The organism is Pseudomonas sp. WC2401, from assembly GCF_041200115.1.
GTDB classification, from domain to species: domain Bacteria; phylum Pseudomonadota; class Gammaproteobacteria; order Pseudomonadales; family Pseudomonadaceae; genus Aquipseudomonas; species Aquipseudomonas fragi.
In genome coordinates this window covers 468757-494696 of the sequence record NZ_CP165623.1, presented here as the reverse complement: position 1 = coordinate 494696, position 25940 = coordinate 468757, and the positions used below count along the sequence as shown (strand labels likewise).

The following is a 25940-nucleotide window of genomic DNA, read 5'->3' as shown; positions in this document are numbered from 1 at the left end:
TAGCAGCTGCCGGAGGCTGCGTTCGGCGGCGAAGCCGTCGTAGAGTCAGTGTTCACCGTGAGCCTGACACACCGCAGACTTCGCGCTTGCGACGGCTTCGCCGCCGAACGCAGCCTGCGGCAGCTGCTACGAGTACTTAGCAACATCTGGTAACGGCTCCGCTTCGAGTTAGGTTGAGATGGGAAATGTGATTCACTACCATTTACGCCCGATTCGCATCAAGAGAGACCGCCCTCCATGTTGGCACCCAAGCGTCTACTGACTGCCCTGGCCCTTACCGTATTTGCGAGCAGCGTTTCTGCCGCCGATGAAGTGGTGGTTTACTCTTCGCGTATCGACGAGCTGATCAAGCCGGTATTTGACGCATACACCGCCAAAACCGGGGTCAAGATCAAGTTCATCACCGACAAGGAAGCGCCGCTGATGCAGCGCATCAAGGCAGAAGGCCAGAACGCCACCGCCGACCTGTTGCTGACCGTGGACGCCGGTAACCTGTGGCAAGCCGAGCAAATGGGCATCCTGCAGCCGTTCACTTCCGAGGTGATCGACAAGAACATCCCGCCGCAATACCGCTCCTCCAGCCATGAATGGACGGGTCTGAGCCTGCGTGCACGAACCATCGCCTATTCGACCGACCGGGTTAAACCTGAAGAACTGTCGACCTACGAGGCGTTGGCCGACAAGAACTGGGAAGGCCGCCTGTGCCTGCGCACCGCCAAGAAGGTGTACAACCAGTCGCTGACCGCCACCATGATCGAAGTGAACGGCCCGGAAAAAACCGAAGAAATCCTCAAAGGCTGGGTCAACAACCTGTCCACCGACGTGTTCTCGGATGACATCGCCGTGCTTGAAGCAATCAACGCCGGGCAGTGCGACGTGGGCATCGTCAACACCTACTACTACGGCCGCCTGCACAAGCAGAAGCCGGATCTGGCAGTTAAACTGTTCTGGCCCAACCAGGCGGACCGTGGCGTTCACGTCAACCTGTCGGGCATTGGCCTGACCAAGTACGCGCCGCACCCTGAAGCGGCCAAGGCTCTGGTGGAGTGGATGACCACCCCTGAAGCCCAATCGATTTTTGCAGGCGTGAACCAGGAATTTCCGGCCAACCCGAGCGTTGCACCCTCGGCTGAAGTCGCCAGCTGGGGCAGCTTCAAGGCCGACGCAATGCCGGTCGAAGTGGCAGGCAAGCGCCAAGCCGAAGCCATTCGCATGATGGATCGTGCCGGCTGGAATTGATCGAACCATGAAGTAATACCTGTGGGAGCGGGCTTGCTCGCGATAGCATTGCCGGGGTTTTATTGGAAACCGCGGCGTTTGTATCGCGAGCAAGCCCGCTCCCACATTTGTTTTCGCATTGTCCCATCCACCTCCGAGAGTTTTTCGTGGCCCATCCTGCCCAACGTCGCTGGTACCCGCTGGTTTTTGTCATTGCTGCCCTGGTGCTGCTGCCGCTGAGCGTGCTGCTGCTGTCCTGGCAAAGCATTGATACCCAGATCTGGAGCCACTTGTGGGACACGCAGATGCCGCGCCTGCTGGGCAACACCCTGACCCTGATCGTGGGTGTGGGCATCGGCGTCACGCTGCTGGGCGTCAGCCTGGCCTGGTTGACCAGCCTGTGTGAGTTCCCCGGCAGGCGCTGGCTGGACTGGGCGCTGATGCTGCCGTTTGCGATCCCCGCCTATGTGCTGGCGTTCGTGTTTGTCGGCTTGCTGGATTTCGCCGGGCCTGTCCAGACCCTGCTGCGTGAATGGTTCGGCATGGGCCTGCGGCTGCCCCGGGTGCGCTCCACGGGGGGGGTGATCATCGTGCTGATCCTGGTGTTCTATCCCTACGTCTACCTGCTGGCGCGCACGGCGTTTCTGGCCCAGGGCAAAGGCCTGATGGAAGCGGCGCGGGTGCTGGGGCAAAGCCCGTGGCAGGCGTTCTGGCGTGTCGCGTTGCCGATGGCGCGCCCGGCGATTGGCGCAGGCGTGGCACTGGCATTGATGGAAACCCTGGCCGATTTTGGCGCCGTGTCGGTGTTCAATTTCGACACCTTCACCACCGCCATCTACAAAACCTGGTACGGCTTTTTCAGCCTGTCGACGGCGGCGCAACTGGCCAGCCTGCTGTTGCTGGTGGTCATGGTGGTGCTCTATGGCGAGCGCCGCGCTCGCGGGGCCAGCCGGGCCGGCAACGAACGGCCGCGGGTCAGCGCCCTGTATCATCTGCGCGGGCCAAAGGCGTGGCTGGCCAGCGGCTGGTGCCTGCTGGTATTTGCCTGTGCATTCGTGATCCCGATGCTGCAACTGGTGGTGTGGTTCTGGCAGCGCGGGCGCTTTGATCTGGATGAGCGTTACACCGGCTTGATCCTGCACACTTTGTATCTGGGCGCGATGGCAGCGCTGATTACCGTCAGCGTGGCGCTGGTGCTGGTCTTTGCCCGACGGCAGGCACCCACCCCGGCCATCCGTGCCGGGGTCAGCCTGGCGAACCTGGGTTATGCCTTGCCGGGCTCGGTGCTGGCGGTGTCGATCATGCTGGCGTTCAGTTATCTGGATCGCGAACTGGTTATCCCGGTATCAGGCTGGCTGGGTGGCGCGGGCAAGCCTTTGTTGCTGGGCAGCCTGTCGGCCCTGCTGCTGGCATATCTGGTGCGGTTTATTGCCGTTGCCTACGGCCCGCTGGAAAACAGCCTGGCGCGTATTCGTCCTTCCTTGCCGGAAGCTGCTCGCAGTTTGGGCGTCAGTGGTCCGCGACTGTTTTTCAAAGTGTATCTGCCGTTGCTGCTGCCAGGCACCTTGAGCGCTGCGCTGCTGGTGTTTGTCGATGTGCTCAAGGAGATGCCGGCGACCTTGCTGATGCGCCCGTTTGGCTGGGATACGCTGGCCGTGCGCATCTTCGAGATGACCAGCGAGGGCGAATGGGCGCGGGCTTCGCTGCCTGCCTTGACCCTGGTGCTGGTGGGTTTGTTACCGGTCATCGGTTTGATCCGACGCTCGGCCCATCGCATCGGTTAGGTGCCAGTCCTCCTGCATGCGGCTACAATGCGCGGCATTCGGTGCGGTCTGTCTGTCAGGCCAGGTTTCTGCGTGATGTAAGAAAGCCACTTTTTTTGGCTTGAAATGCTCCGCAGCCTGTCCGCACCTTCGCCAAGCCCGGAAGGAGAAACCCATGGGACAGCGTACGCCTCTGTATGACCTGCATCTCGCCCTGGGCGCGAAAATGGTCGATTTTGGCGGTTGGGATATGCCCTTGCATTACGGCTCGCAGGTTGAGGAACACCATGAGGTGCGTCGCGACTGTGGGGTTTTTGATGTCTCGCATATGACCGTGATCGACATCGCCGGGCTACAGGCCAAGCAATGGCTGCAGCATTTGCTGGCCAATGATGTCGAACGCCTGAACACCCCCGGCCGCGCCTTGTACAGCGCCATGCTCAACGAGCAGGGCGGCGTGGTCGACGACATGATTGTCTACCTGATGCCCGACGGTTACCGGCTAATCGTCAATGCCGCCACCCGCGATCAGGATCTGGCCTGGATGCAGGCGCAGTCCCGCGGTTATGACGTGCAATTGCAGGAGCGCCCGGAGTTGGCCCTGCTGGCCATTCAAGGGCCACAGGCGCGGCATAAAGTCGCCGAGCTGGTGAGCCAGGCCCGTGGCCAGTTGATCCAGCAGCTCAAGCCCTTTGAAGGGCAGAGCTGCGGTGACTGGTTTATTGCCCGCACCGGCTACACCGGCGAAGACGGCCTTGAAATCGTGCTCCCTGCCGATCAGGCCCCGGCTTTTTTCAACGATCTGGTGGGTGCCGGTATTTCACCTATCGGCCTGGGCGCCCGCGACACCCTGCGTCTGGAAGCCGGCATGAACCTCTACGGGCAGGATATTCACCTGTCTGTTTCCCCTCTTTGCGCCAATATGGCCTGGACCATTGCCTGGGAGCCTGCCTCGCGCAAGTTCGTGGGCCGCGAAGCGCTGGAAGCCGAAATGGCCGGTGGCGTGCAGCTCAAACTGGTGGGTTTGGTGCTTGAAGAACGTGGTGTTTTGCGCGCTCACCAGGTGGTTCGCATCGCCAATGTTGGCGAAGGGGAGATCACCAGTGGTAGTTTCTCTCCTACGCTAAGCAAATCGATCGCTCTGGCGCGAGTTCCGATGGCAACGGCTGACCGTGCCGAGGTCGAAATTCGTGGCAAGTGGTACCCGGTTCGCGTAGTCAAACCGACTTTTGTACGTCTTGGCAAAGCCTTGATCTAACGTTTACTGGCGGGCGTGCACTGAGTGTGCGCCGCTGACATTTCTTCTTGAGGACACTGAATATGAGCCTGATCCCTGCCGAGTTGCGCTTTGCTGAAAGTCACGAGTGGGCACGCCTGGAGGCGGATGGCACGGTTACCGTCGGCATCAGCGATCACGCTCAGGAAGCCTTGGGGGATGTGGTATTCGTTGAACTGGCCGAAGTCGGCAAAGTGTTTGCGGCAGGCGATACCGCAGGCGTTGTGGAGTCGGTAAAAGCCGCGTCTGACATTTACTCGCCGGTATCGGGGGAAGTGATTGCCGTCAACGAAGCCCTGGCTGACAGCCCGGAGTCGCTGAACAGCGAACCGTACGCCAGCTGGATCTTCAAGCTCAAGCCAAGCAACACCGCCGAACTGGAAAAACTGCTGGACGCTGCTGGCTACAAGGCTGCCATCGGCGAGTAATATCGGCTTGATAATTGTGGGAGCTGGCTTGCTCGCGAGGGTATCACTGCGGTTTGTCTGACAGACCGCGTGAGCCGTATCGCGAGCAAGCCCGCTCCCACATGCCGCCTTATGCGGCGCTCAAGACTGCTTTTACTGCCGCCACCGAACGCTCTACATCGGCCTTGGTCATCGCTGTAAACATCGGCAACGACACGATCAGGCGCCCGACACGTTCGGCCACCGGGAACATCCCTTCCTTAAAGCCCAACGCACGATACAGGCTCAGCAAGTGAATCGGCGGGTAGTGATAGCCGATGCCGACACCCAGTGCCTGCATTTCCTTCATAAAGGTTGCGCGTGCAGGCTGGCCGTCCTTGCGCTCAGGCAGCACAAGCTGGAACAGGTGCCAGTTGGTGTTGTTGAAGTCCGCCACCGGCAGTTGCGCGCCGTATTCAGCCTCGAAATCCGCCCCGAAGCATTCGAAGTAATGCTTGGCCAGCGCCCGACGATGGGCGGTGATGGTTTCGATATGGGCAAACTGGCCCAGACCAATCGCAGCGGCAATGTCGGTCATATTGAACTTGCCACCCAGCACATCGACATCTAGCCCGTCGAAACCGGTACGGGTCACGCCTTGCAGGCGATATTTCTCGGCCAGTCGTGCTTCTTCTTCGTTGTTCAGTACCAGGCAACCCCCTTCGGATGAGGTGATGTTCTTGTTGGCCTGAAAGCTGAAAGACACGAAATCGCCGCGTGCGCCAATGCGCTCACCTTGCCAGCTGGAACCCAGGGCTTGAGCCGCATCTTCAACCACGCGCAGGTTATGTTTTTTGGCAATCGCGTAGAGCGCGTCCATATCCACCGGCAAGCCCGACAGGTACACCGGAATAATGGCCTTGGTGCGTGGGGTAATGGCGGCCTCAAGTTTGGCCAGGTCGATGTTGCGGGTCACCGGGTCGATATCGGCAAAGACTGGCGTGGCACCGACTTCGATAATCACGTTGGCGGTAGCCACCCACGAAATCGGCGTGGTGATCACTTCATCGCCAGCACCGATACCGGCGATGCGCAGAGCGATTTCCATGGTGCAGGTGCCGGAGTTGAAGGTGCGCACCGGGCGCCCGCCAAAGTACTCGGACAATTGCGCTTCGAATGCCTGAACCTTGGGCCCGCTGGTGATCCAGCCCGAGCGCAACACGTCGCCCACGGCAGCAATGGTGGCTTCATCAATGGTGGGTTTGGAAAACGGCAGGAAAGGCAGCGAGCTCATAGAGGCAGGACGTCCGATGTGAGTGAAATGGGGTAATCGTAGAGCACTAGCATAGCGCTCAAGATCATACCCGCAGGATCGCTCACCTCTGGTGAAAATTCTGTATGGCAGCTGAACCGCAAGGGCCCCGGTGTGTATTGCGTAGCAGCTGCCGAGGGACGAAGGCTGCGTCCGGCTGCGAAGCAGTCGTAAAGTCTGCGATCGCACTGTGTCAGACACACCGTGGGAACAGCTTTTACGACTGCTTCGCAGCCGGACGCAGCCTTCGGCAGCTGCTACAGATGGAGATAATTACTCCGCTGAAGCGTTTTTAGCCAGGATCGCGTTGGCAAGATCCATGTCGCTGACTTTCAGGTTCGGGTTGTCAGCGCGCACTTGCTGCATGGCCGACTCCAGGTACGGGCCACGGATCGAACCGTTGCTGGCTACGAAGCTGCCCGCGTCATCTTGAGCGGCAATGACTTTGCGGTCTTTTTTGAACGTCAGGTAGGTGGACCCGGTAGTGGCACCGGATGACAACACATTGCGCCAGAAGCTGTCGGCCATCGCAGAGCCAACAGGAAGGGACAACAAGGCAATAGCGGCTACAGCATATTTGAGACGCATGGCGGTGACTCCGAATAGATTAGCTATCGGATTGGATTGTATTTAGCCCCCCGGAGTTCCGTAACCTCAAGGCACAATTTCTACGCTCAGCACCGTCCCGTTTTGCTCTGTCACGCGCACGGTGGTCCCCACGGCAGCGTCCGGCCCTACGGCCATCCACACGCTGTCACCGACCTTGATTTTGCCCCGACCTTCGACAATTGCCTGTTGCACAATAAACGTGCGGCCGATCAGTTCATGGCCGCGACGGTTGAGGTTTGGCTGGTCGCCACTGTCGACATTGCTGCGCTGACGCTTCCACCAGAACACCGCTGTAAGAATCGCCAGCACGCCAAACAGCGGTAGTTGCAGGGTCCAGGAGAGTGCGGGGAACAGGAAGGTCAATGCTGCAACGATGATGCCGGCAATACCTGTCCACAGCAGGTAGCCACCGGCACCGAGGACCTCAAGAATCAGCAGTACCGTGCCCAGCGCCAGCCAGTCCCAGTAGTTCAGGTGTTGCAGGAACTCCCACATGCGTCAGGCCTTTTTGCTGTCAAAAGTGGCTTTGACGATTTCGCTGATGCCACCCACTGCGCCGATGACCTGGCTGGCCTCCAGCGGCATGAGGATGACCTTGCTGTTATTGGCAGAAGCCAGCTTACCCAACGCATCGATGTATTTTTGCGCCACAAAATAATTGATCGCCTGCACGTTGCCTGAGGCAATGGCTTCTGACACCACTTGTGTGGCCCGGGCTTCGGCTTCGGCCTGGCGTTCGCGGGCTTCGGATTCGAGGAACGCCGCCTGGCGACCGCCTTCGGCTTCGAGGATCTGCGCCTGTTTTTTGCCTTCGGCGGTCAGGATGGCTGCGGCCCTCAGCCCTTCTGCCTCAAGAATTTGCGCACGCTTGATACGTTCGGCTTTCATTTGCCCGGACATGGCGGCCATCAGGTCGGCTGGCGGGCTGATGTCCTTGATCTCGATACGGGTGATCTTGATGCCCCACGGTGCCGTTGCTTCATCGACTGTGCGCAGCAGTTTTTCGTTGATGCCATCACGCTGGCTAAGCATGGCATCCAGCTCCATGGAGCCCAGCACGGTGCGGATATTGGTTTGCAGCAGGTTGCGAATGGCATGCTCGAGGTTGTTGACCTCATAGGCGGCTTGCGCCGTGTTGACCACCTGGAAGAAACACACGGCATCGATTTGTACCGTGGCGTTGTCGGCGGTAATTACCTCTTGCGGCGGGATATCGAGCACGCTTTCCATTACGTTGATCTTGCGCCCGATGCGGTCCATCACCGGGATGATGATGTTCAGGCCCGGTTTAAGGGTGTTGGTGTATCGCCCGAAGCGCTCCACCGTCCATTGATACCCTTGCGGCACCACCTTGAAGCCCATGAAGAGCACGGCGATAGCCAAGGCGACAAATAACAGGATCACTGTACCCGCTTGCATGATCATTCCTTGTTTTTGAGGTGTAAGAAACAAACGAACGCCGAGTGTAACGATCAAGAAAATTGCCAGGCTGATTAGATTTTAGTCAAAACAATTCAACTACGCGGGGGTAACTCGCAGTGCTTCTTCCAGGGAGGTCGCGGCAGAGGCGACTTTGTGAGCGGCTGCCAGCCTCAGGCTGAGCATGCCTTGAGCGCTTGCCAGCTGACGAATGGCGCTCAGATCAGTCTGCGGGCCAATCAGTGCCTTGAGCTGCTCGCTCAACACCATGATTTCGCACACGCCGATGCGCCCGCGGTAGCCGCTAGCCCGGCACTGGGTACAGCCCACGGGGCGGTACACCGTTATGGGGGTTGCATGGGCCCAGCCCGGGGCAAAGCCCGACCAGGCGTCCGGGCTTAGCGGCTGTGCGGCCTTGCAGTCAGGGCACAGGGTGCGCACCAGCCGCTGGGCCATCACCCCCAATAAGGTGGCTTTGATCAAATAGGGCGCGACCCCGAGTTCCAGCAGGCGGCTGATGGCGCTGGGGGCGTCGTTGGTGTGCAGGGTCGAGAGCACCAGGTGGCCGGTCAGTGCGGCCTGAATGGCCACTTCAGCAGTCTCCAGATCGCGTATTTCACCGAGCATGATGATGTCCGGGTCCTGGCGCAGCAGTGCCCGCACGCCATTGGCGAATGTCAGGTCGATGCCGGATTGCACCTGCATCTGGTTAAACGCCGGCTCTATCATTTCGATGGGGTCTTCGAGGGTACACAGGTTGACCTGGGGAGTGGCCAGTTGCTTGAGCGTTGCATACAGGGTGCTGGTCTTGCCTGAGCCGGTGGGGCCGGTGATCAGGACAATGCCATTGGCACGGGTGGTCATTTGCTGCCAGCGTTGCATGTCTTCGGGGCTGAGGCCCAGTTGGTCGAAGCTTTTGAGCAGCACCTGCGGGTCAAAAATGCGCATCACCATTTTTTCGCCAAAGGCGGTGGGCAGGGTGGCGAGTCGCAGCTCCACCTCAGCACCCTGCGGCAGACGGGTTTTTATCCGGCCGTCCTGGGGTTTGCGCTTTTCGGCGACATTCATCCGGCCCAGGCTCTTGAGGCGACTGACCACGGCCACGGCGACCTGTGGCGGGAACTGGTAAACATCATGCAGCACGCCGTCGATGCGAAAACGCACGCAACCCTTTTCACGGCGGGGCTCCAGGTGGATATCGCTGGCGCGCTGTTCAAAGGCGTACTGAAACAGCCAGTCGACGATATTGACGATGTGGGCATCGTTGGCGTCCGGCTCCCGGTCGCTTGTGCCCAAGGTCAGCAGCTGTTCGAAATTGGCCAGGGGGCTGGTTTTCTGGTCGTTGAGCGCAGCCCCTGTGACCGATTTGGCCAGCTGGAAAAACTCCACGCTCAGGCGCTGGATTTCCAGGGGGTTGGCAATGACCCGCCGGATCGGGCGCTTGAGCGACTGACGCAAGTCGGCCTCCCAACTGCTGACCCAGGGCTGGGCACTGGCAATTGTGATGGCTGAGGCATCGGCCGCCACCGCGATGATGCCATGCCGTTGGGCAAAGGCCAGGGACATTGCCCCGGTCACTGTGGCGGCATCCACCTTGAGCGGGTCAAGGCGCAGGTAGGGTTGCCCGGCATGGTTGGCAAGCCAGGCCGTGAGGGTTTCAAGGTCGAGCAACTTGCCGTCCCGGCCGCCATCGCAAAATTGTTGCTGTGCAAGAAATACCAAGGGGTGCAGGGCGGCGGCGGGTGCTTCATGACTGCGCAGCAAGGCCTGCTCGGCGCAACGTTGCGAGATACGGTTTTGCGCCCGCAGCGCGGATAACAGAGTGTCGAGGTCCAGCCAGCGGTCATGGGAGGGGGGGATGCGCATAACGGCTCCTTGAGGCATCGGCGCAGACAGATCCTTGTCCGGCCATGAACCTTTAAAGCCTAGTTGCGCTGCGGTGCCCTGCCGGCCGCCAATGGTTGCGAACTATTACCCGCAGGCTTGCATTGCCGGATCCTTGGCGGCCGTCACGGGTTGTACCTGCAGGTCGAAAACGCTGATCAGGTTGCGCAGTTTTTCGCCAATGATCTGGGCACGGTGCCAGCTCTGCTCGTGACTGCGGATTTCAATGTTCAGGGTGTCACCGTCGCGTAGCGCTTGCACTTGCTGGGGGATCAGTTGCTGCAAGGCAAACAGGTTGAGCACCCGGCACAGCACGTCGGCATCGGCTTCGGCCTGGATACGGAAAAGCACCTGGCAAGGCGCGGCATTGCTGGCCCAGACGTCGGGGCGCGGTGAGGGGGTGATGACTTCCAGATGCGGCATGCAAGGGCTCCAGTTCAGGCTGGGGAAATATTTACACGTCGCGCGGGAATTTTTTTATCTAAGATGCTTTGAATTGACAATAAATAGACTTGATCAAGTCTCGAATTATTCATTCAAAGGTATTTCTATGCAAAGCGAGCTGGATGCTTACGACCGCCGCATATTGGCCCTGCTGCAAGAGGACGCTTCGCTGTCCAGTGCGCAGATCGCGGAGAAGGTGGGGCTGTCGCAATCACCCTGCTGGCGGCGGATCCAGCGGATGAAGGACGAAGGCATCATTCGTGGCCAGGTGACGTTGCTCGATCGCAAGAAAATCGGCCTCAACACGCAAATTTTTGCCGAGATCAAACTTAATGCCCACGGTCGCTCAAACTTCACCGAATTTACTGACGCGATCCGCGGCTTTCCCGAAGTGCTGGAGTGTTATGTGCTGATGGGCGCGGTGGATTTTTTGCTGCGCATCGTGACAGCCGATATTGAGGCCTATGAGCGGTTTTTCTTTGAAAAGCTGTCGATGGTGCCAGGCATCCAAGAGGTGAACTCGATTGTGGCGTTGTCCGAAATCAAGTCCACCACCTGCCTGCCAGTCTGAGGCCTTAGAAGCAAAACGGCCTTCACAAGGAAGGCCGTCGGTTGGTTTTGCGCACTGTTATCAGTGAACAAACAACGCAATCAGGATAATGATCGGAATTGGAATACCGAGGAAAAACAGCAGAAGTGAGCGCATTTTATTCTCCAGTCAGTGGATAGCCCGAGTTAAACCAGCGGGGTTGTGGTGGTAGGCGTCAGATAGATCACGGCATCGCGGCGACGGCCGCCGAAGGTGGCGCACAGGCTGGCAAAAAAAGCGCCGATCAGCAGGGTGATAAACATCCACAGGGTGGACCAGGCGGCGACCTTGGCGGCCGTGTCAGCAGCTTCCTTAGCCTTGACCTTGGCCTCTTCAACGGCCTGATGGGCCTTGGCGTAAACCTGGTCGACCCGTTGTTCGGCTTCAGGCTGGCTGAGGTTGGTGCGCTGGGCGATGATCTGGGCCAGGTAGGTACGGTCTTCGCTGCTCAATTGGCCGTCATTGGCCAGGCTATGGGCAAAGATGCGCGCCACGGTGCCATGAGCGGCGTCTTCGCTGACAGCGGTACCGCGTTCATCGCGAAACAGGCTGTCGATAAAGTAGTCCGAACCTTTATCGCCCTGACTCGCGGCGGCGCTGCCGGCTGCACTGCTGATCGCCGATGCGGCACCTGACGCCACGCTGGCCCCGGCTTGCACGCCGCTGCCGATTACGCTGCTGACCGAGCCTGCAACCAGGGTAGCAGTGACCAGCGTGGCCACGGCCCAGGCGAGAAAACCATGGGCGGTGTCGCGAAAGTAGGCTTCATCGCCATGCAAGTTAGTCCACTTGACCCGCAAGCGACCGGCCAGATAACCACCCATGCCGGAAGCAATGATCTGGGTGACCGCCAGCCAGATAATGGCGGTAATGCCCAGGCCCTTGGCGCCCACGCCTTCATTGGCCCAAGGCGAGACGGCAGAAAATCCAAGCCCCGCGCCCAGCATCAGCAGCAGCAGGGAAAGGACGGCAGCAGTGGCAGCGCCGGCAAAGATCGCGGCCCAGGAAACACCTGATTGGCCAGAGGAATCTTGTAGGGCTGCGGGATAGTGCTCAGTGGTCCCGATCATTGTTGTTGTGCTCCTGAATGGTAGGAAGTGCAGCGTTCATTCAGGTCATTGCAGGGGATGTGCCAACCGTATGCCTGCAGGTAATTCCATACCTTTCAATGGCTTGCAAATGGCTGGTTTTTTCGGTGCATGCAGATTGCATGATCAGGGCCAAAACAGGCGGGCGTAATGCATTGAAACAATTTGCCTGGAGCTGGCGCAGGCCCAAAAAAACGGGAGCCTTGCGGCTCCCGTTTTACGCATCAGTCGTTGTGACGATGCTTGTTTTTGCGATGGCCATACGCGTGGCCACGGCCGCGATGGTCGTCGCGGTAGTAGCGACGGTTATCGCGGTCGCGATAGCGGCGATCGTCGCTGTCGCTTTTATTGCCCATGTAGTTACCCAGCGCGCCACCGGCACCACCGCCAGCGGCCGAGCCTACCAGGGCACCTGTGCTGCCGCCGACACTGCGGCCCAGCACGTTGCCGCCTGCAGCACCCAGCGCGCCGCCAATGGCTGCTTCGCCACGGCTGCGTTTGTCGGCACCTACGGCACTACCTGCCGCACCACCCACACCTGCACCAATCGCAGAACCGGTCGAGCCGCCGAGCTGTTGGCCAACAACGGCGCCAAGAACCCCGCCTAATGCGCCGCCTACACCGGCTTCGGTGGTGCCACCGGCCGAGGCTACGCCACTGACCAGGCCAAGGGACAACAAGAGAATCGAGGTGAGCTTCATAAATGAGCCTCAAAGAGATGACGGCGCGATCCTGAGGCTGCAAGCGGTTGGTGACAATCGAAATCCGACGAGTAACACGAGTTGTACACAATTCTATAAGTTGTTGTTTTTACTGGGGAACTTAATCGAATTTTGCCGGTCTGTTAGCTAGTTCGGTGAGGCCGTTTTCGTAGGAAAACGGCCTTTTTTGTGGCCGCAGTTCAGAGGCGGGCTGCTTGAATGTGGGAGCGGGCTTGCCCGCGATTCAGGCACCGCGGGATGACGGTCAAACCGCGGCGATGCCATCGCGGGCAAGCCCGCTCCCACCACAAACGAACAAAAAGTGCTCAGCTGGCCTTGGCCATGATCAACGTCGACGGGCTGGCCGGCTCAAGGCAAATCGCCACAAACTTCGACGTAGGCGTATGGCTGCCATCGCCCGTGCTTTCCAGCGGCACCAGCGGGTTGACCTCCGGGTAGTACGCCGCGGCTTGCCCGGCAGGAATGTCGAAGGCCAGCAAGGTGAAGTTCTTCACCCTGCGCTCATGCTTGTCATCCCAGATCGATACGATATCGACCTTCTGCCCCGGCTTGAAGCCCAGGCGGATGATGTCGGCTTCATTGACGAACAGTACGTCACGCTGGCCCTTGACCCCACGGTAGCGGTCATCGAGACCATAGATGGTGGTGTTGTATTGATCGTGCGAACGCATCGATTGCAGGATCAGGTCCGGCAGTTTTCCGGTGGCGCGGGTACGGGCGTCCACCAGGTCTTGCGGCAGGACGTTGGGGCGGAAGTTGGCACGCCCGGACGGCGTATTCCACACTCGCGCACCGGCCGAGTTGCCCAGATAGAAGCCGCCTGGGTGCTCGATGCGGGTGTTGAAGTCCTTGAAGCCCGGGATGGTGTCGGCAATCAGGTCGCGAATGCGCCGGTAGTCGGCGACCACCCAGTTCCAGTCAATCGGGTGTGCGCCCAATGTGGCCGCCGCAATGCCGGCAATGATCGCGGGCTCCGAGCGCATCTGGTTCGACAGTGGCTGCAACTGGCCATTGGAGGCGTGGACCATGCTGAACGAGTCTTCCACCGTGACCGCCTGCGGGCCTTCGGCCTGGATATCGATGTCGGTACGGCCCAGGCATGGCAGGATCAGGGCTTCTTTGCCGTGCATCAGGTGGCTGCGGTTGAGCTTGGTGCTGATCTGTACGGTCAGCTCGCAATTGCGCAGCGCTTGCGCAGTGCGCGGGCTGTCTGGTGTCGCCTGGGCGAAGTTGCCGCCCAGGCCGATAAATACCTTGGCGCGGCCTTCAAGCATGGCGTGGATGGCTTCAACCACGTTATGGCCGTTGTCACGGGGCACCTTGAACTGGAAACGGCGCTCAAGCGAATCGAGAAAGGCCACTGGCGGGCGTTCGTTGATGCCCATCGTGCGATCGCCCTGCACGTTGCTGTGGCCGCGTACCGGGCACAAGCCGGCGCCGGGGCGGCCGATATTGCCGCGCAACAGCATCAGGTTGGCGATTTCCTGAATGGTCTGCACCGAATGACGATGCTGGGTGATGCCCATCGCCCAGCACATGATCACGTTTTTACCCTTGAGGTACATGCGCGCGGCGCGTTCGATATCCACCAGGGTCAGGCCCGATTGCTCCACGATGTGATCCCACGAGGTGTCATCGAGGCTGGAGATGTAATCCAGAACGCCCGCCGTGTGTTCATTCAAAAAGGCGTGGTCGAACACCGCCGGCTCGCCTGCGGCCTGGGCATCGCGCTCCCATTGCAGCAAAAATTTGGCCATACCGCGCAACAGGGCCATGTCGCCGCCCAATGCCGGGCGCAAGTAGGCCGTGTTGGTCGGGCGGTCGCCGTTGGTGAGCATTTCCAGCGGGTGCTGCGGGTGCTGGAAGCGTTCCAGGCCGCGCTCCTTGAGCGGGTTGACGCACACCACCTGGGCGCCGCGTTTGACTGCTTCGCGCAGCGGTTCGAGCATGCGCGGGTGGTTGGTGCCGGGGTTTTGCCCCAATACGAAAATTGCATCCGCGTGCTCGAAATCATCGAACGTCACGGTGCCTTTACCCACCCCGATACTTTGTGCCAACGCTACGCCGCTGGCCTCGTGGCACATGTTCGAGCAGTCCGGAAAGTTGTTGGTGCCAAATGCGCGCACAAACAATTGATACAAATATGCCGCTTCGTTGCTGGCCCGGCCCGAGGTGTAGAACTCGGCTTCGTTGGGGCTGGCCAGGTTGAGCAAGTGCCTGGCGATCAAGGCGAACGCCGCATCCCAACTGATGGGGGTGTAGCGGTCGGTTTCCGGGTCGTAGCTCATGGGCTCGGTCAGGCGGCCCTGGTATTCGAGCCAGTAATCGCTTTGCTCCAGCAGCGCGCTGACGCTGTGCTTGGCAAAAAACGCGGCATCGACCCGACGCTTGGTCGCTTCCCAGTTCACCGCCTTGGCACCGTTTTCGCAGAACTTGACCAGGCCGCTTTCCGGCGAGTCGCCCCAGGCGCAGCCCGGGCAGTCGAAGCCGCCGTTCTGGTTGGTCTTGAGCATCATGCGCAGGTTTTTCAGCGCGTTGTCGCTGGTCAACCAGGCTTGCGCCACACTGATCAGCGCGCCCCAGCCACCGGCCGGGCCTTTGTAGGGCTTGTAGCGGGGAGTCGGGGTTTTATCGGCTTGATGGTGGATGCTCACGGTTGATTCTCCTGCGCGGGGCTGTAGACCCGTGGCGCGCTTTTTTGTGGCAGATGAATAAGGTTGAGGTTGTGCCGCCGCGCCCATTGCAGCGCCAGGCCGGTGGGCGAGGACAGGCTGATCAGGGTCTGGATGCCGGCGCGCAACACTTTTTGAATCAGTTCCAGGCTGCAACGGCTGGTGACGATTGCCGCGCCGCCGGCCAGGTCGATGTTTTGCCGCACCAGCGCGCCGATCAATTTATCCAGGGCGTTGTGCCGGCCGATGTCTTCGCGGCCCAGCAGCAACTGGCCCTGGCCATCCATATAAACGGCAGCGTGTACGGCACCGCAGTGCTGACCCAGGGGTTGAAAGTCGCTGATGCGCTGGCGCAGGCCTTCCAGCCACTGTGCCGGCGGCAAGGGCGCACCGGGCAAGACCTGCAGATCCGGCAAGGCCTGTTCCACCGCTTCCACGCCACACAGGCCGCAACCGCTGGTGCCGGCCAGTTGGCGGCGTTGCTGCTTGAGGTTCCAGAACGCCCGGCTGGCGATTTCTACCTGGGCATATTGCGCAGAGCCTGCACCGGTCAGTTTGAGGTCGTAGATTTCGCTGGGGTCTTGAATGATGCCGCTGCCCAGGCTGAAGCCGACGATAAAGTCTTCAAGGTCGGTCGGGGTGACCAGCATCACGGCCTGGCTGATGCCGTTATAGGCAATCGCCAGGGCGACCTCTTCAGCCAGTGCGGTTTGCGCACCACCGTTGTGGTCCAGGTTGACATAGTCATAGCTCTGGCTGGCAGCAGGCGCGGACGCAGCAATGGCAGGCGCCGCGCACAGGGGGCGCTTGGCGTTCATAAGGCGATACCGACAATCAATTGAGCCTTAAGCCTAGGCGCGACACCGTGTCGCGTCTAATCGTCAGTGCTGATCTATTGATAGAGGGCGTCGATCATGAAGGGTTTGGCGATTTCGCATAGAACGCAAAACAGGCTTCGGCCAGGGCCGAGCGCGGGGCCTCGCGGCGCATGATCAAGCCCAGGCGGGCCAGGGTGCGGGCATCTTCAATGGGGTGCAGGCGCAGGTGCTCGGTCAGGGCTTCCAGGCCTCCTTCAAGGGGCATGACGGCGCAGCACAAGCCGCCGTGGACAGCTTGTAACAGTTGATGAACGGCATCGGTTTGCAGCAGGGGTTGCGGTGTCAGGCCGCGGCTGTGGAAGTTGTGGTCGATGGACTGGCGAAAGTGCATGCCGCTGCTGAGCAGGGCCAGCGGCAGTGCGGTCAACGCCTCCCAGCTCAGGGGCGCTTCGCCAAAGCTGAAATACCGTTGGTCGTAAAGCAGGCCCATGCGGGTTTCTTCCAGGGCGAGGGCGTCGAAACGCTCATGGTCAAGGCGCTCCAGGTAGGAGACGCCCAGATCCAACTGGTTACTGGCCAGTTGTTCGAGGATTTGCCCGGAACTGAGTGCCGACAGTTCAAACCGCAGCTCGGGATGTTGCTGGTGCAGGTGCTGCAACAAAGGCAGGGGGTCAAAACTGGACAGCGGTACAACCCCCAGGCGCAGGGTACCGATGAGGTTGCCGCGACAGGCCGCGGCTTCGGCCTGCAAGCCGTCGTAGGCGGCCAGCACGGTTCGGGCCCAGGCCAGCACCCGCTCGCCGGGGGCGGTAAAGCTTTCGAAGCGCTGGCCGCGATTGACCAGTTGCAGGTCCAGTTCCTGCTCCAGGCTGCGCAAGCGCATGGACAGGGTGGGCTGGGTGATATGGCAACGGGCGGCGGCCTGGCCGAAATGCCGGGTTTCATCCAGGGCAATAAGGAATTTCAGCTGTTTGATGTCCATCGTCGCTCCGGGCGCATTTCAGTGCGCGATTCTAACGCGCTTGCTGGTGCCAATGATGGTCTACGCTCTGGGGTCTGGATCTTCCAACCCTAGGAGCGTGATGTATGAGTATTTTCAGCTTTGTGAAAGAAGCCGGCGAGAAACTGATCAACCTGCTGACACCGGGCAACGCCAATGCGGGTGAGGAACTCAAGAAGCATGTGCAGGAAGTGGGCCTGGGCAACCCCAACATCACCGCCACGGTGGACGGTGACAAAGTGACGGTCAGCGGTGAGGTGGCGACCCAGGAAGAGAAAGAAAAAATCATCCTGGCGGCGGGCAATATCGAAGGCGTGGCCAGTGTTGAAGACCAGATTACGGTCACAGGCCCGGCCGTTGTGGCATCGCGTTTTGTGGTGGTGAAAAAGGGCGACACCCTGAGTGCCATTTCTCTGCAGGTGTACGGCAACGCCAACCAGTACAACAAGATTTTCGAAGCCAACAAGCCGCTGCTCAAGGACCCGAACAAAATCTACCCGGGCCAGACGCTGCGTATTCCTGAGTAACCCGACAGCACCCGGTGGGAGCGGGCTTGCTCGCGATGCAGACGCCGCAGTCATTCAGTTAGACCGCGCCGCTGCCATCGCGAGCAAGCCCGCTCCCACGGTTCAGGGGGTCACAGCCCTTCCAGCAACTCGCGATAGTCGCCTAGCGCGGCAAATTCCGCGGTGTCTTTCGGGCCTTTCTGGCTGTCGGGCTGTTTGACTGCCAGCAAGTGGGCCACGCCGAAATCACGGGCACTGCGCAGTATCGGCAGGGTGTCGTCGATAAACAGGCTGCGGCCCGGGTCAAAGCCGATATCAGCTTGCAGGGCATCCCAGAAAGCCGGGCTTTCCTTGGGGTAGCCGTAGTCGTGGGAGCTGATCAGCCGCTCGAAATAGGGAGCCAGCTCGATACGCTCCATTTTCAATGACAGCGAATCACGGTGCGCATTGGTGATCATGATCACCCGCTTGCCGGCTTGTTTGATGGCCGCCAGAAAAGTATCGGCGTCGGGGCGCAGGGCAATCAGATGAGCGGTTTCGAGCTTGAGTTCGCGCACCGGGATTTTCAGCTCCTGGCTCCAGAAGTCCAGGCAGTACCAATTCAACTGGCCTGCGTTGCCCTCGAACAGCGGCGTCAGCTCCAGATCCGCCATCGCCCGGCTGATGCCATGCAACTCGGCATAGCGCTGGGGCAGGTGCTCCAGCCAGAAATGATTGTCGTAATGCAGGTCGAGCAGCGTGCCGTCCATGTCGAGCAGCACGGTATCGATGTCGCGCCAAGGTAAAACGGTCATGCAAAACTTCTCCCACAGGTAAAAATTTCCGACACAGACAATCGGAAAAGCCGGGGTATAGTACCCCGTTCATATTGAGGAGCCGCTATGCGCCAAAAACCCACCGTACTTGCCCGTGAAATTGTTGCCAGTAGCCGATTGTTTCGGGTCGAAGAAGTGCAGCTGCGCTTCTCCAATGGCGTTGAACGCACTTACGAACGGTTGGTGGGGCGCGGCAATGGCTATGGCGCTGTGATGATTGTGGCCATGATCGACGCGGAACACGCGATTCTGGTCGAAGAATATTGTGGCGGCACTGATGAATATGAAGTGTCGCTGCCCAAGGGCCTCATCGAGCCGGGCGAAGACGTGCTGGCCGCCGCCGAGCGCGAGCTGAAGGAAGAGGCCGGCTACGGTGCTCGCCAGCTTGAGCACTTGACCGAGCTGTCTCTGTCCCCCGGTTACATGAGCCAGAAGATCCAGGTGGTGCTGGCTACCGATCTTTACGAAGAGCATCTGGAGGGTGATGAACCTGAGCCGATGCGCGTTGATCGCGTGAATCTGCGTGAACTGTCGAGCTTGGTGCTTAACCCGCAGTTCAGCGAAGGCCGAGCCCTGGCCGCGCTGTATCTGGCCCGCGATCTGCTGACCCAGCGTGGAGTGTTCCAGCCGTGAGCGGTTTGCCCCATCCCCTGCTTGAAGGCGTGATCAAACTGGCCCATGCCGCTGGCGACGCGATCTTGCCGTTCTGGCGTGCCGGCGTTGAAGTCACCGCCAAGGCCGATGATTCGCCGGTAACCGCCGCTGACCTGGCCGCCCATCATATTTTGCTCGATGGCCTGACCGCACTGGACCCGAGCATCCCGGTGCTGTCGGAAGAAGACGCCAATATCGCGCAAAACGTGCGTGCCAGCTGGACGCGCTGGTGGCTGGTCGACCCGCTGGATGGCACCAAGGAATTTATTTCCGGCAGTGAAGAGTTCACCGTCAACATCGCGTTGATCGAGCAAGGTTGCGTGGTGTTTGGCGTGGTGTCGATGCCCACCAGTGGCCGTTGCTACTACGGTGGTGCAGGGTTGGGCGCGTGGCGTGCGGACGGTGATGCAGTGATGCCCATCAGCGTGCGCAACTCGCCGCCTGCGGGTGAGGCGTTGACCGTGGTCGCTAGCCGCCGGCACTCCAGCCCAGAGCAGGAGCGTTTGCTGGCCGGGTTGAGTGAGCATCTGGGTGAATTGAAGTTGGTCAGTGTGGGCAGTTCGTTGAAGTTCTGTTTGCTGGCTGAAGGGGCGGCGGATTGTTATCCGCGCCTGGCCCCGACTTCGCAGTGGGACACGGCGGCGGCTCAGGGTGTGCTGGAAGGTGCCGGTGGTGTGGTGCTGCAACTGGATGGTGAACCGTTCAGTTATCCGGCCCGGGCGTCGTTGCTCAATGAATCGTTTTTGGCGTTGCCTGCAAAGGCGCCGTGGCGTGAGCAGCTGTTGGCATTGGCCAAAGTCAAAAGCCCCTCACCCTAACCCTCTCCCGGAGGGAGAGGGGACTGGCCGCGCGCGCGCTCAAAATCTCCACCATTTAGCCCCCTCTCCCTCGGGGAGAGGGCTGGGGTGAGGGGCTCTTGGGGCTTAGCGATGCAACACATACTGCCCGCTGAATTTCACCGCATCTTCCCCGCCTTGTGCATTGATTACTCGCGTGTCCAGGGTCAGCCGCGCCCGACCGTGGCGTTTGTACATGGCTAAAAACTTGTTCCACGGCCCATCATCCGGCGCATCACATACCGCAATGGCGTCCTCGGTCACCGGTAGCGGGTAGCTGATGTGACCTTCCTGAATCACGATATGCCCGTCTTCGATCCCCGCTTCGCGCAGGCTCAAATGCAGCCAGCCCCAGCCCGCCAGCACCGCCCCGCAATACAGGCTGCCACCGAACATGGTGCTCTTGTGGTTGATGTTGGCTTCAAGCGGCAACTGCAGGCGCAACTGGCGGTCTTGCCAGCCCAGCACCTTGAGGCCCATTTCCCGGGTCAGCGGGATGTCGTGGTGAAGAACTGACTCCAGATAACGACTGTCGCGGTTCATGCTGCGGCCTCTTTAATCAAGTTCATCTGGGTGGGGATGGCTGGCGCTGTCGAAGTTCAGCCCGTGCTTGCGCAGTTTGTCGTGCAGGGTTTTGCGCGGCACACCCAGGGCCTCGGCCAGGCTGCGCATGGAACTGTGGGAGCGCTCAAGTTCGGCGGCAATCAGGCTTTTTTCAAAATGCTCGACCTGCTCGCTCAGGCCTCCCGAGACTTCATTACCTGCTGCGGGCAGGCCTTCAGCCGAGTTATCCAACGCCAGTTCAAGGCCAAGGGCAAAGCGCTCGGCGACGTTTTGCAGTTCGCGTACGTTGCCAGGCCAGGTGTGGCGCAGCAGCAGTGCCCGCTGTACCGGTTGCAGCACGTTGGGTGTCAGGTCGTGGCGCACGCTGGCTTCACCGGCGAAGTAATCGAACAGCATCAGCACGTCTTCACCCCGTTCACGCAGGGGGGCGATGCGCAGGGGCGCCACGTTGAGCCGGTAATACAGGTCAGCACGGAACCGGCCCTGATCGGCGGCCTGGCGCAGGTCTTCTTTGGTGGCGGCGATCACGCGGATGTCCAGCGGGATCAGTTGATTGCCACCCAGGCGCTCGACTACGCGCTCTTGCAGCAAACGCAGTAATTTGACCTGCACATCCAGGCTCATGCTTTCGATTTCGTCGAGGAACAGGGTGCCGCCATTGGCAAATTCAAACTTGCCGATGCGCCGCTTTTGCGCGCCGGTAAAGGCGCCGGGCTCATGCCCGAACAGCTCGCTTTCAACCACGGACTCTGCCAGGGCCCCGGCATTGATCGCCACAAACGGACCGTGACGCCGCGCCGATAAATCATGCAGCGCGCGTGCAACCACTTCTTTGCCTGAACCCGTCTCGCCGAGGATCAGCACATCGGCCTTGGTGGCTGCCAGCGCACCGATCTGTTCACGCAAGCGCAGCATGACCGGGGATACCCCCACCAGGCGCGTGCTCAGCAACTGGCGGTCACTCAACGCCAGGCGCAGGCTGCGGTTGTCCAGCACCAGGGCGCGCAAGGCCAGGGCGCGGCGCACGCTGTCGAGCAGGGCATCGCTGGCAAAGGGCTTTTCAAGGAAATCATAGGCGCCGGCGCGCATGGCCTGCACTGCCAGCGGTACATCACCGTGACCGGTGATCAGCAGCACCGGCAGTTCCGGGTCCTGGCCATGCAGTTGCGCCAGCAGCTCAAGGCCGTCCATGCCCGGCATGCGGATATCACTGACCACCACCCCCGGCCAGTCCCGGCCGATGCGCTCGGCCAGGCCGTTGGCTTCGGCCAGCGGCAGCACGTTGAGGCCGGCCAGGTCCAGAGTCTGGTACAGGGCCTGGCGCAGGTGTGGGTCATCATCGATCAGGATGACCTGAACCCGTGGATCGATAGGCTGGCTCATGACCTGGAGTCCTCCGAAGCTTGCAAGCTCACGCCCGGCGCACCGGCGCGCAGCCGCAAGGTAATTAAAGCACCGCCTTCCTTGTGGTTGGCAAATAGCAATTCGCCGCCAAAGGCGCGGATCAGCGTGTCACAAATGGCCAGGCCAAGCCCCAGCCCCTGAGTGCGCGTTTTGGTGGTGTAGAACGGCTCTCCGGCACGGCCCAGAGCTTCCATGCAAAACCCCGGGCCGTTGTCGCGAATGTACACAGTGACGCCCTCCGGGGTGGATTGGGCACTTAGCCACAAGCGTCGCGGCGGGCCTTTTTCCGTCAGGGCGTCGAGGGCGTTGGCCAGCAGGTTGCCCAGCACCTGGCGCAGGCGGGTTTCCCCGGCTTCGACCCATAGCGTGGCGGCGGGCAAGTCACGGATCAGCTCGACCTCCATGCTGCGTCGGCGCTTGGCCAGCAATGCCAGGGCATCGTCCAGTGCCGGCTGCAAGGCGACGCTCTCCGGGGCATGGCGGTCGCGGCGGGCGAAGGCGCGCAAGTGGGCAATGATCGAAGACATGCGCCCGGTCAGTTCGTTGATCAGCTTGAGATTGCCGCGTGCGTCGTCGATACGTTGGTGGTCGAGCAGCACTTCGGCGTTTTCGGCATAACTGCGGATGGCCGCCAGCGGCTGGTTGAGTTCGTGGCTGATGCTGGCCGACATGGTGCCCAGCGCCGAGAGTTTGCCGGCCTGCACCAGATCGTCCTGGGCGCGCACCAGCTCCTGTTGTGCATGCTCACGTTCCAGCACCTCTTCACGCAGGCGCCGGTTAAGCCCTTCAAGGTCGCTGGTGCGCTCTGCCACACGCATTTCCAGAGTGCGGCGAGCCTTGGCTTCAAACGCGATGCGGTCCAGGTAGTGGCGCCGGCGCTGCATCATCAAGCCGATTAGCAGCATGACCACCAGCAAGGTGGCGCCACCGATGGCCAGCACCGTGCGCACCGAGCGGTCGATCAATGTGCGAGGGGCAAGAATATTCGCCTGCCAGCCCGTTTCGTCGATGGTTTGTGTCTGTACCAGCCAGGCACTGGGGTCGAGCGCCAGGGGCTTGGGGTCGCGGGTCGGGTAGGGGAGGATGGCGAAAATGGCCTGACGTTCTTCCTCAGACAGATCACGGGTGGACCTGAAGCGCCATTCAGGGCGCGAGGTGAGAATGACCACGCCATTGCTGTCGGTCAGTAACAGTTGTTCCGGTGTTTTGCCCCAGAGTCGCTCGGTATGGTCCAGGTCGACCTTGACCACCAGTACGCCAAGCTTTTGGTTGTCTACCTCAACCGGTGCGGCAAAGTAGTAGCCGCGTTTTCCGGAGGTAGTGCCCTGGCCGAAAAAGCGCCCGAGCTTGCCTTGCATCGCTTCGCTGAAATAGGGGCGGAAGGCGAAGTTGCGCCCGATAAAGCTGTCGCTTTTGTTCCAGTTCGAAGTCGCAATAGTGTCGCCATGAGCGTCCACCAGGTACATGACTTCAGCGCCGGTCTGGCTGGTTATTTCGCTGAGTAACTGATTGGCTTTACTCAGGGCCTGCGGGCTTTCCGGGTCTGCCAGCAGCTCGCGCAGGTCAGGTAACTGGCCGAGAATCTGCGGCAGCACTTCATAGCGATGCAGCGTGCCCAGCAGATTGGCGACATACAGGTCGAGGGTCTGGCGGTTTTGCCCGGCCAGCTCACTGCGATAATAGCGCTCGGCCAGGTGTTGCAGCGGCCACAACAAAGGTGCGAGGCATATCGCCAACAAGGCCAGGCTGCGCCAGCGGGGTCTGCGAGGAACGGAGGAGGTGGTGATCATCGGAAAGCTGCGCCGCAAGAGTACGTTGCAGTATACCCAACGAACCCTGTGGGAGCGGGCTTGCTCGCGATGCAAACGGCGCGGTTTGTCAGGCAGACCGCAGTGATGTCATCGCGAGCAAGCCCGCTCCCACAAGGGGATTGGCGTTAGTCTGGTTGCTCGGCCAGGCACGCGCTCAATGCAGCTTCCCAGTCGGGCTGGGCAACGCCCCATTCTCGGGCCAGCTTGCTGCAATCCAGGCGCGAGTTCTGTGGCCGTGCCGCAGGCGTTGGGTAGGCGCTGGCGGGGATGGACTCCAGCGTTGCGCACGCCTTGCCTTGTGCCGTCAGGTGCCCGGCGATGGCCTGGGTAAAGCCAAACCAGGACGTTTCGCCACTGGCGGTCAGGTGATAGGTGCCCCATGCTGCGGCATCACCTGACTGCCAGCGCTCGATCAATGCCCGCGTGCTTTGGGCGATGGTGCCGGCCCAGGTCGGCGCGCCGATCTGATCTGCTACCACGCGTAGCTCTGAACGCTCCTGCAGCAAACGCTGCATGGTCAGCAGGAAGTTTTTACCGTGGGTCGAGTACACCCAACTGGTGCGCAGGATCAAGTGTTGGGCACCGCTCGCCGCGATGGCCAGCTCACCCGCCAGCTTGCTTTTGCCATACACGCCCAGCGGGTTGGTGGCGTCGTCTTCGGTATAGGGCGCAGGCTTGCGGCCATCGAACACGTAGTCGGTGGAGTAGTGAATCAAGGGGATGCCCAGGGCCGCCGCTTCTTCAGCAAACACGCCCGGTGCGCTGGCATTGATCGCGAAGGCCAGTTCCGGCTCGTTTTCGGCCTGGTCCACGGCGGTGTGGGCTGCGGCAATGATGAGCAGGTCCGGCTTGTGCGCCCGCACCTGGGCACGGATTTGGTCGGGCTGGCTAAGGTCCAGTACATCGCGGCCCAGGACGATCAACTCGCCCAGGCCGGCAAGGTGCTTTTGCAGCTCAACGGCCACTTGACCGGTCTTGCCGCTGATCAGGATTTTCAAGGGGGTTTTGGGATCAGTCACGCGATCAGGTCCTTTGGTTCGGTGAAGCCCAGGCGCTGGCCCTGGTAGCTGCCGTCTTGCACACGCTGGCACCACTCCAGGTTGTCCAGATACCACTGCACGGTTTTGCGCAGGCCGGTGTCGAAGGTTTCTTCAGGTACCCAGCCCAGCTCGCGCTCGATTTTGCTGGCGTCAATCGCGTAGCGCTGGTCGTGGCCCGGGCGGTCCTGGACGAAGGTGATCAGGTCGGCAAACTGCGCCACGCCTGCCGGGTGTGCGGGTGCCAGTTCTTCGAGCAGGGCACAGATGCTGCGCACCACGTCGATATTCTTCTGCTCGTTGTGGCCGCCGATGTTGTAGGTCTCGCCCACCACCCCTTCGGTCACCACTTTAAGCAGGGCGCGGGCGTGGTCCTCGACGAACAGCCAGTCACGCACTTGCAGGCCGTTGCCGTATACCGGCAGCGGTTTACCGGCCAGGGCGTTGAGGATCACCAGCGGGATCAGTTTTTCGGGGAAGTGGAACGGCCCGTAGTTGTTCGAGCAGTTGGTCAGCAGTACCGGCAAACCGTAGGTGCGGTTCCAGGCGCGGACCAGGTGGTCGGACGCTGCCTTGCTGGCCGAATACGGCGAGCTTGGCGCGTAGGGCGTGGTCTCGGTGAACAGGTCGTCGACGCCGTGCAGGTCGCCATACACTTCGTCGGTGGAAATATGGTGGAAGCGGAAGGCGCTTTTTTCCGGCTCGGGCAGGGTCAGCCAGTAGGCGCGGGCAGCTTCGAGCAGGCTGTAGGTACCGACGATATTGGTCTGGATAAAGTCCGACGGCCCGTCGATGGAACGGTCAACGTGGGACTCGGCCGCCAGGTGCATGATCGCCTGGGGCTGGAAACGCGCAATGATCGCGCTGACCGCCGCCTGATCGACGATATCGGCCTGCACGAACTCGTAGCGGGTATCGGTGGCAATGCCTTGCAGCGATTCCAGGTTACCGGCGTAGGTCAGCTTGTCGAGGTTGAGGACTTCGTGCCCGGTATTTTTGATCAGGTGACGGATCAACGCTGAACCAATAAAACCGGCGCCGCCGGTGACTAAAATGCGCATGTGGTGATTCCTTATTCCCTGAAGGCCTTTAAACATATGAGGCATAGCTTGT

Annotated in this window: 25 protein-coding genes; 8 read left to right on the top strand and 17 right to left on the bottom strand. The window is 60.6% G+C overall.

The genetic code is table 11. From position 1 onward, the window contains the following. The first annotated feature begins 237 nt into the window (after positions 1-237). From AB3G35_RS02105 to gcvH, 4 genes are all read left to right on the top strand, one after another. Positions 238-1239: an extracellular solute-binding protein gene (locus AB3G35_RS02105; RefSeq protein ID WP_016783039.1), complete on the top strand. Its 1002-nt coding sequence runs from the start codon at positions 238-240 to the stop codon at positions 1237-1239. Between the two features lie 146 nt (positions 1240-1385). Then, positions 1386-3002, top strand: a complete 1617-nt coding sequence (locus AB3G35_RS02100) for an ABC transporter permease (RefSeq protein ID WP_369782269.1) — start codon at positions 1386-1388, stop codon at positions 3000-3002. Between the two features lie 154 nt (positions 3003-3156). Continuing rightward, positions 3157-4239 carry a glycine cleavage system aminomethyltransferase GcvT gene (gcvT, locus tag AB3G35_RS02095; RefSeq protein WP_086799384.1) on the top strand — a complete coding sequence of 361 codons (1083 nt, stop codon included), beginning with the start codon at positions 3157-3159 and terminating at the stop codon, positions 4237-4239. Between the two features lie 62 nt (positions 4240-4301). Continuing rightward, the gene (gene gcvH, locus AB3G35_RS02090) at positions 4302-4685 is read left to right on the top strand and encodes a glycine cleavage system protein GcvH (RefSeq protein ID WP_016783042.1); all 384 of its coding nucleotides are present in this window, start codon (positions 4302-4304) and stop codon (positions 4683-4685) included. Positions 4686-4794: 109 nt separating this feature from the next. Here the strand turns inward: gcvH and AB3G35_RS02085 are convergent, their stop codons facing one another. From AB3G35_RS02085 to AB3G35_RS02060, 6 genes are all read right to left on the bottom strand, one after another. Next, on the bottom strand, positions 4795-5937 hold the full coding sequence (locus tag AB3G35_RS02085) for a DegT/DnrJ/EryC1/StrS aminotransferase family protein (RefSeq protein WP_095040622.1): 1143 nt from the start codon (positions 5935-5937) through the stop codon (positions 4795-4797). A 291-nt stretch (positions 5938-6228) separates the two neighbouring features. Continuing rightward, positions 6229-6543 (bottom strand): DUF2388 domain-containing protein, encoded by a 315-nt coding sequence (locus tag AB3G35_RS02080; RefSeq protein ID WP_016783044.1) that lies wholly within the window; start codon positions 6541-6543, stop codon positions 6229-6231. A gap of 66 nt (positions 6544-6609) precedes the next feature. Next, a complete protein-coding gene (locus AB3G35_RS02075) occupies positions 6610-7059 on the bottom strand; it encodes an NfeD family protein (RefSeq protein WP_016783045.1) in 450 nt (149 codons plus the stop codon). Positions 7060-7062: 3 nt separating this feature from the next. Next, the gene (locus tag AB3G35_RS02070; protein WP_095027895.1) at positions 7063-7983 is read right to left on the bottom strand and encodes an SPFH domain-containing protein; all 921 of its coding nucleotides are present in this window, start codon (positions 7981-7983) and stop codon (positions 7063-7065) included. A 99-nt stretch (positions 7984-8082) separates the two neighbouring features. Further along, positions 8083-9849, bottom strand: coding sequence for a GspE/PulE family protein (locus AB3G35_RS02065; RefSeq protein ID WP_369782268.1), 1767 nt, complete (start codon positions 9847-9849; stop codon positions 8083-8085). A gap of 105 nt (positions 9850-9954) precedes the next feature. Next, positions 9955-10290, bottom strand: coding sequence for a hypothetical protein (locus AB3G35_RS02060; RefSeq protein ID WP_324708408.1), 336 nt, complete (start codon positions 10288-10290; stop codon positions 9955-9957). 127 nt (positions 10291-10417) lie between these two features. Here AB3G35_RS02060 and AB3G35_RS02055 point away from each other — a divergent pair, with 127 nt between their 5' ends. Further along, positions 10418-10882: an Lrp/AsnC family transcriptional regulator gene (locus AB3G35_RS02055; RefSeq protein WP_016783049.1), complete on the top strand. Its 465-nt coding sequence runs from the start codon at positions 10418-10420 to the stop codon at positions 10880-10882. 164 nt (positions 10883-11046) lie between these two features. Here AB3G35_RS02055 and AB3G35_RS02050 read toward each other — a convergent pair whose 3' ends face one another. The 5 genes from AB3G35_RS02050 to AB3G35_RS02030 all read right to left on the bottom strand — a co-directional run bounded on the left by AB3G35_RS02050 (position 11047) and on the right by AB3G35_RS02030 (position 17182). After that, positions 11047-11970: a hypothetical protein gene (locus AB3G35_RS02050; protein WP_134050798.1), complete on the bottom strand. Its 924-nt coding sequence runs from the start codon at positions 11968-11970 to the stop codon at positions 11047-11049. A gap of 242 nt (positions 11971-12212) precedes the next feature. Next, positions 12213-12689: a glycine zipper domain-containing protein gene (locus tag AB3G35_RS02045; RefSeq protein WP_016783051.1), complete on the bottom strand. Its 477-nt coding sequence runs from the start codon at positions 12687-12689 to the stop codon at positions 12213-12215. A gap of 326 nt (positions 12690-13015) precedes the next feature. Continuing rightward, the gene (locus AB3G35_RS02040) at positions 13016-15364 is read right to left on the bottom strand and encodes an FdhF/YdeP family oxidoreductase (RefSeq protein ID WP_106115542.1); all 2349 of its coding nucleotides are present in this window, start codon (positions 15362-15364) and stop codon (positions 13016-13018) included. Beyond that, positions 15361-16200 (bottom strand): formate dehydrogenase accessory sulfurtransferase FdhD, encoded by an 840-nt coding sequence (gene fdhD / locus AB3G35_RS02035; protein ID WP_369782267.1) that lies wholly within the window; start codon positions 16198-16200, stop codon positions 15361-15363. Before fdhD ends, AB3G35_RS02040 begins: the two co-directional genes overlap by 4 nt. 94 nt (positions 16201-16294) lie before the next feature. After that, complete coding sequence (locus AB3G35_RS02030) at positions 16295-17182, bottom strand: LysR family transcriptional regulator (protein ID WP_016783054.1); 888 nt, start codon at positions 17180-17182, stop codon at positions 16295-16297. A gap of 104 nt (positions 17183-17286) precedes the next feature. On the opposite strand from AB3G35_RS02030, the gene lysM reads away from it, so the two are divergent. Next, the gene (gene lysM, locus AB3G35_RS02025) at positions 17287-17727 is read left to right on the top strand and encodes a peptidoglycan-binding protein LysM (RefSeq protein WP_016783055.1); all 441 of its coding nucleotides are present in this window, start codon (positions 17287-17289) and stop codon (positions 17725-17727) included. A gap of 110 nt (positions 17728-17837) precedes the next feature. Here lysM and yrfG read toward each other — a convergent pair whose 3' ends face one another. Continuing rightward, a complete protein-coding gene (yrfG, locus tag AB3G35_RS02020; protein ID WP_106115541.1) occupies positions 17838-18500 on the bottom strand; it encodes a GMP/IMP nucleotidase in 663 nt (220 codons plus the stop codon). Positions 18501-18587: 87 nt separating this feature from the next. Here yrfG and nudE point away from each other — a divergent pair, with 87 nt between their 5' ends. Both nudE and cysQ read left to right on the top strand, forming a co-directional pair. Beyond that, the gene (gene nudE, locus AB3G35_RS02015; RefSeq protein ID WP_016783057.1) at positions 18588-19154 is read left to right on the top strand and encodes an ADP compounds hydrolase NudE; all 567 of its coding nucleotides are present in this window, start codon (positions 18588-18590) and stop codon (positions 19152-19154) included. Continuing rightward, the gene (gene cysQ / locus AB3G35_RS02010; protein WP_086799366.1) at positions 19151-19993 is read left to right on the top strand and encodes a 3'(2'),5'-bisphosphate nucleotidase CysQ; all 843 of its coding nucleotides are present in this window, start codon (positions 19151-19153) and stop codon (positions 19991-19993) included. Before nudE ends, cysQ begins: the two co-directional genes overlap by 4 nt. Before the next feature lie 105 nt (positions 19994-20098). On the opposite strand, the gene AB3G35_RS02005 is transcribed toward cysQ, so the two are convergent. From AB3G35_RS02005 to rfbB, 5 genes are all read right to left on the bottom strand, one after another. Beyond that, on the bottom strand, positions 20099-20554 hold the full coding sequence (locus tag AB3G35_RS02005) for a YiiD C-terminal domain-containing protein (protein ID WP_088378496.1): 456 nt from the start codon (positions 20552-20554) through the stop codon (positions 20099-20101). Between the two features lie 12 nt (positions 20555-20566). Beyond that, positions 20567-21958, bottom strand: coding sequence for a sigma-54 dependent transcriptional regulator (locus tag AB3G35_RS02000; RefSeq protein ID WP_095040616.1), 1392 nt, complete (start codon positions 21956-21958; stop codon positions 20567-20569). Next, positions 21955-23769, bottom strand: a complete 1815-nt coding sequence (locus AB3G35_RS01995; RefSeq protein WP_016783061.1) for a cache domain-containing protein — start codon at positions 23767-23769, stop codon at positions 21955-21957. The genes AB3G35_RS02000 and AB3G35_RS01995 overlap by 4 nt, the downstream gene beginning before the upstream one ends. A 146-nt stretch (positions 23770-23915) precedes the next feature. Further along, on the bottom strand, positions 23916-24788 hold the full coding sequence (gene rfbD / locus AB3G35_RS01990; protein ID WP_369782717.1) for a dTDP-4-dehydrorhamnose reductase: 873 nt from the start codon (positions 24786-24788) through the stop codon (positions 23916-23918). Between the two features lie 17 nt (positions 24789-24805). Further along, positions 24806-25888, bottom strand: a complete 1083-nt coding sequence (gene rfbB, locus AB3G35_RS01985) for a dTDP-glucose 4,6-dehydratase (protein ID WP_016783063.1) — start codon at positions 25886-25888, stop codon at positions 24806-24808. Positions 25889-25940: the final 52 nt, after the last annotated feature.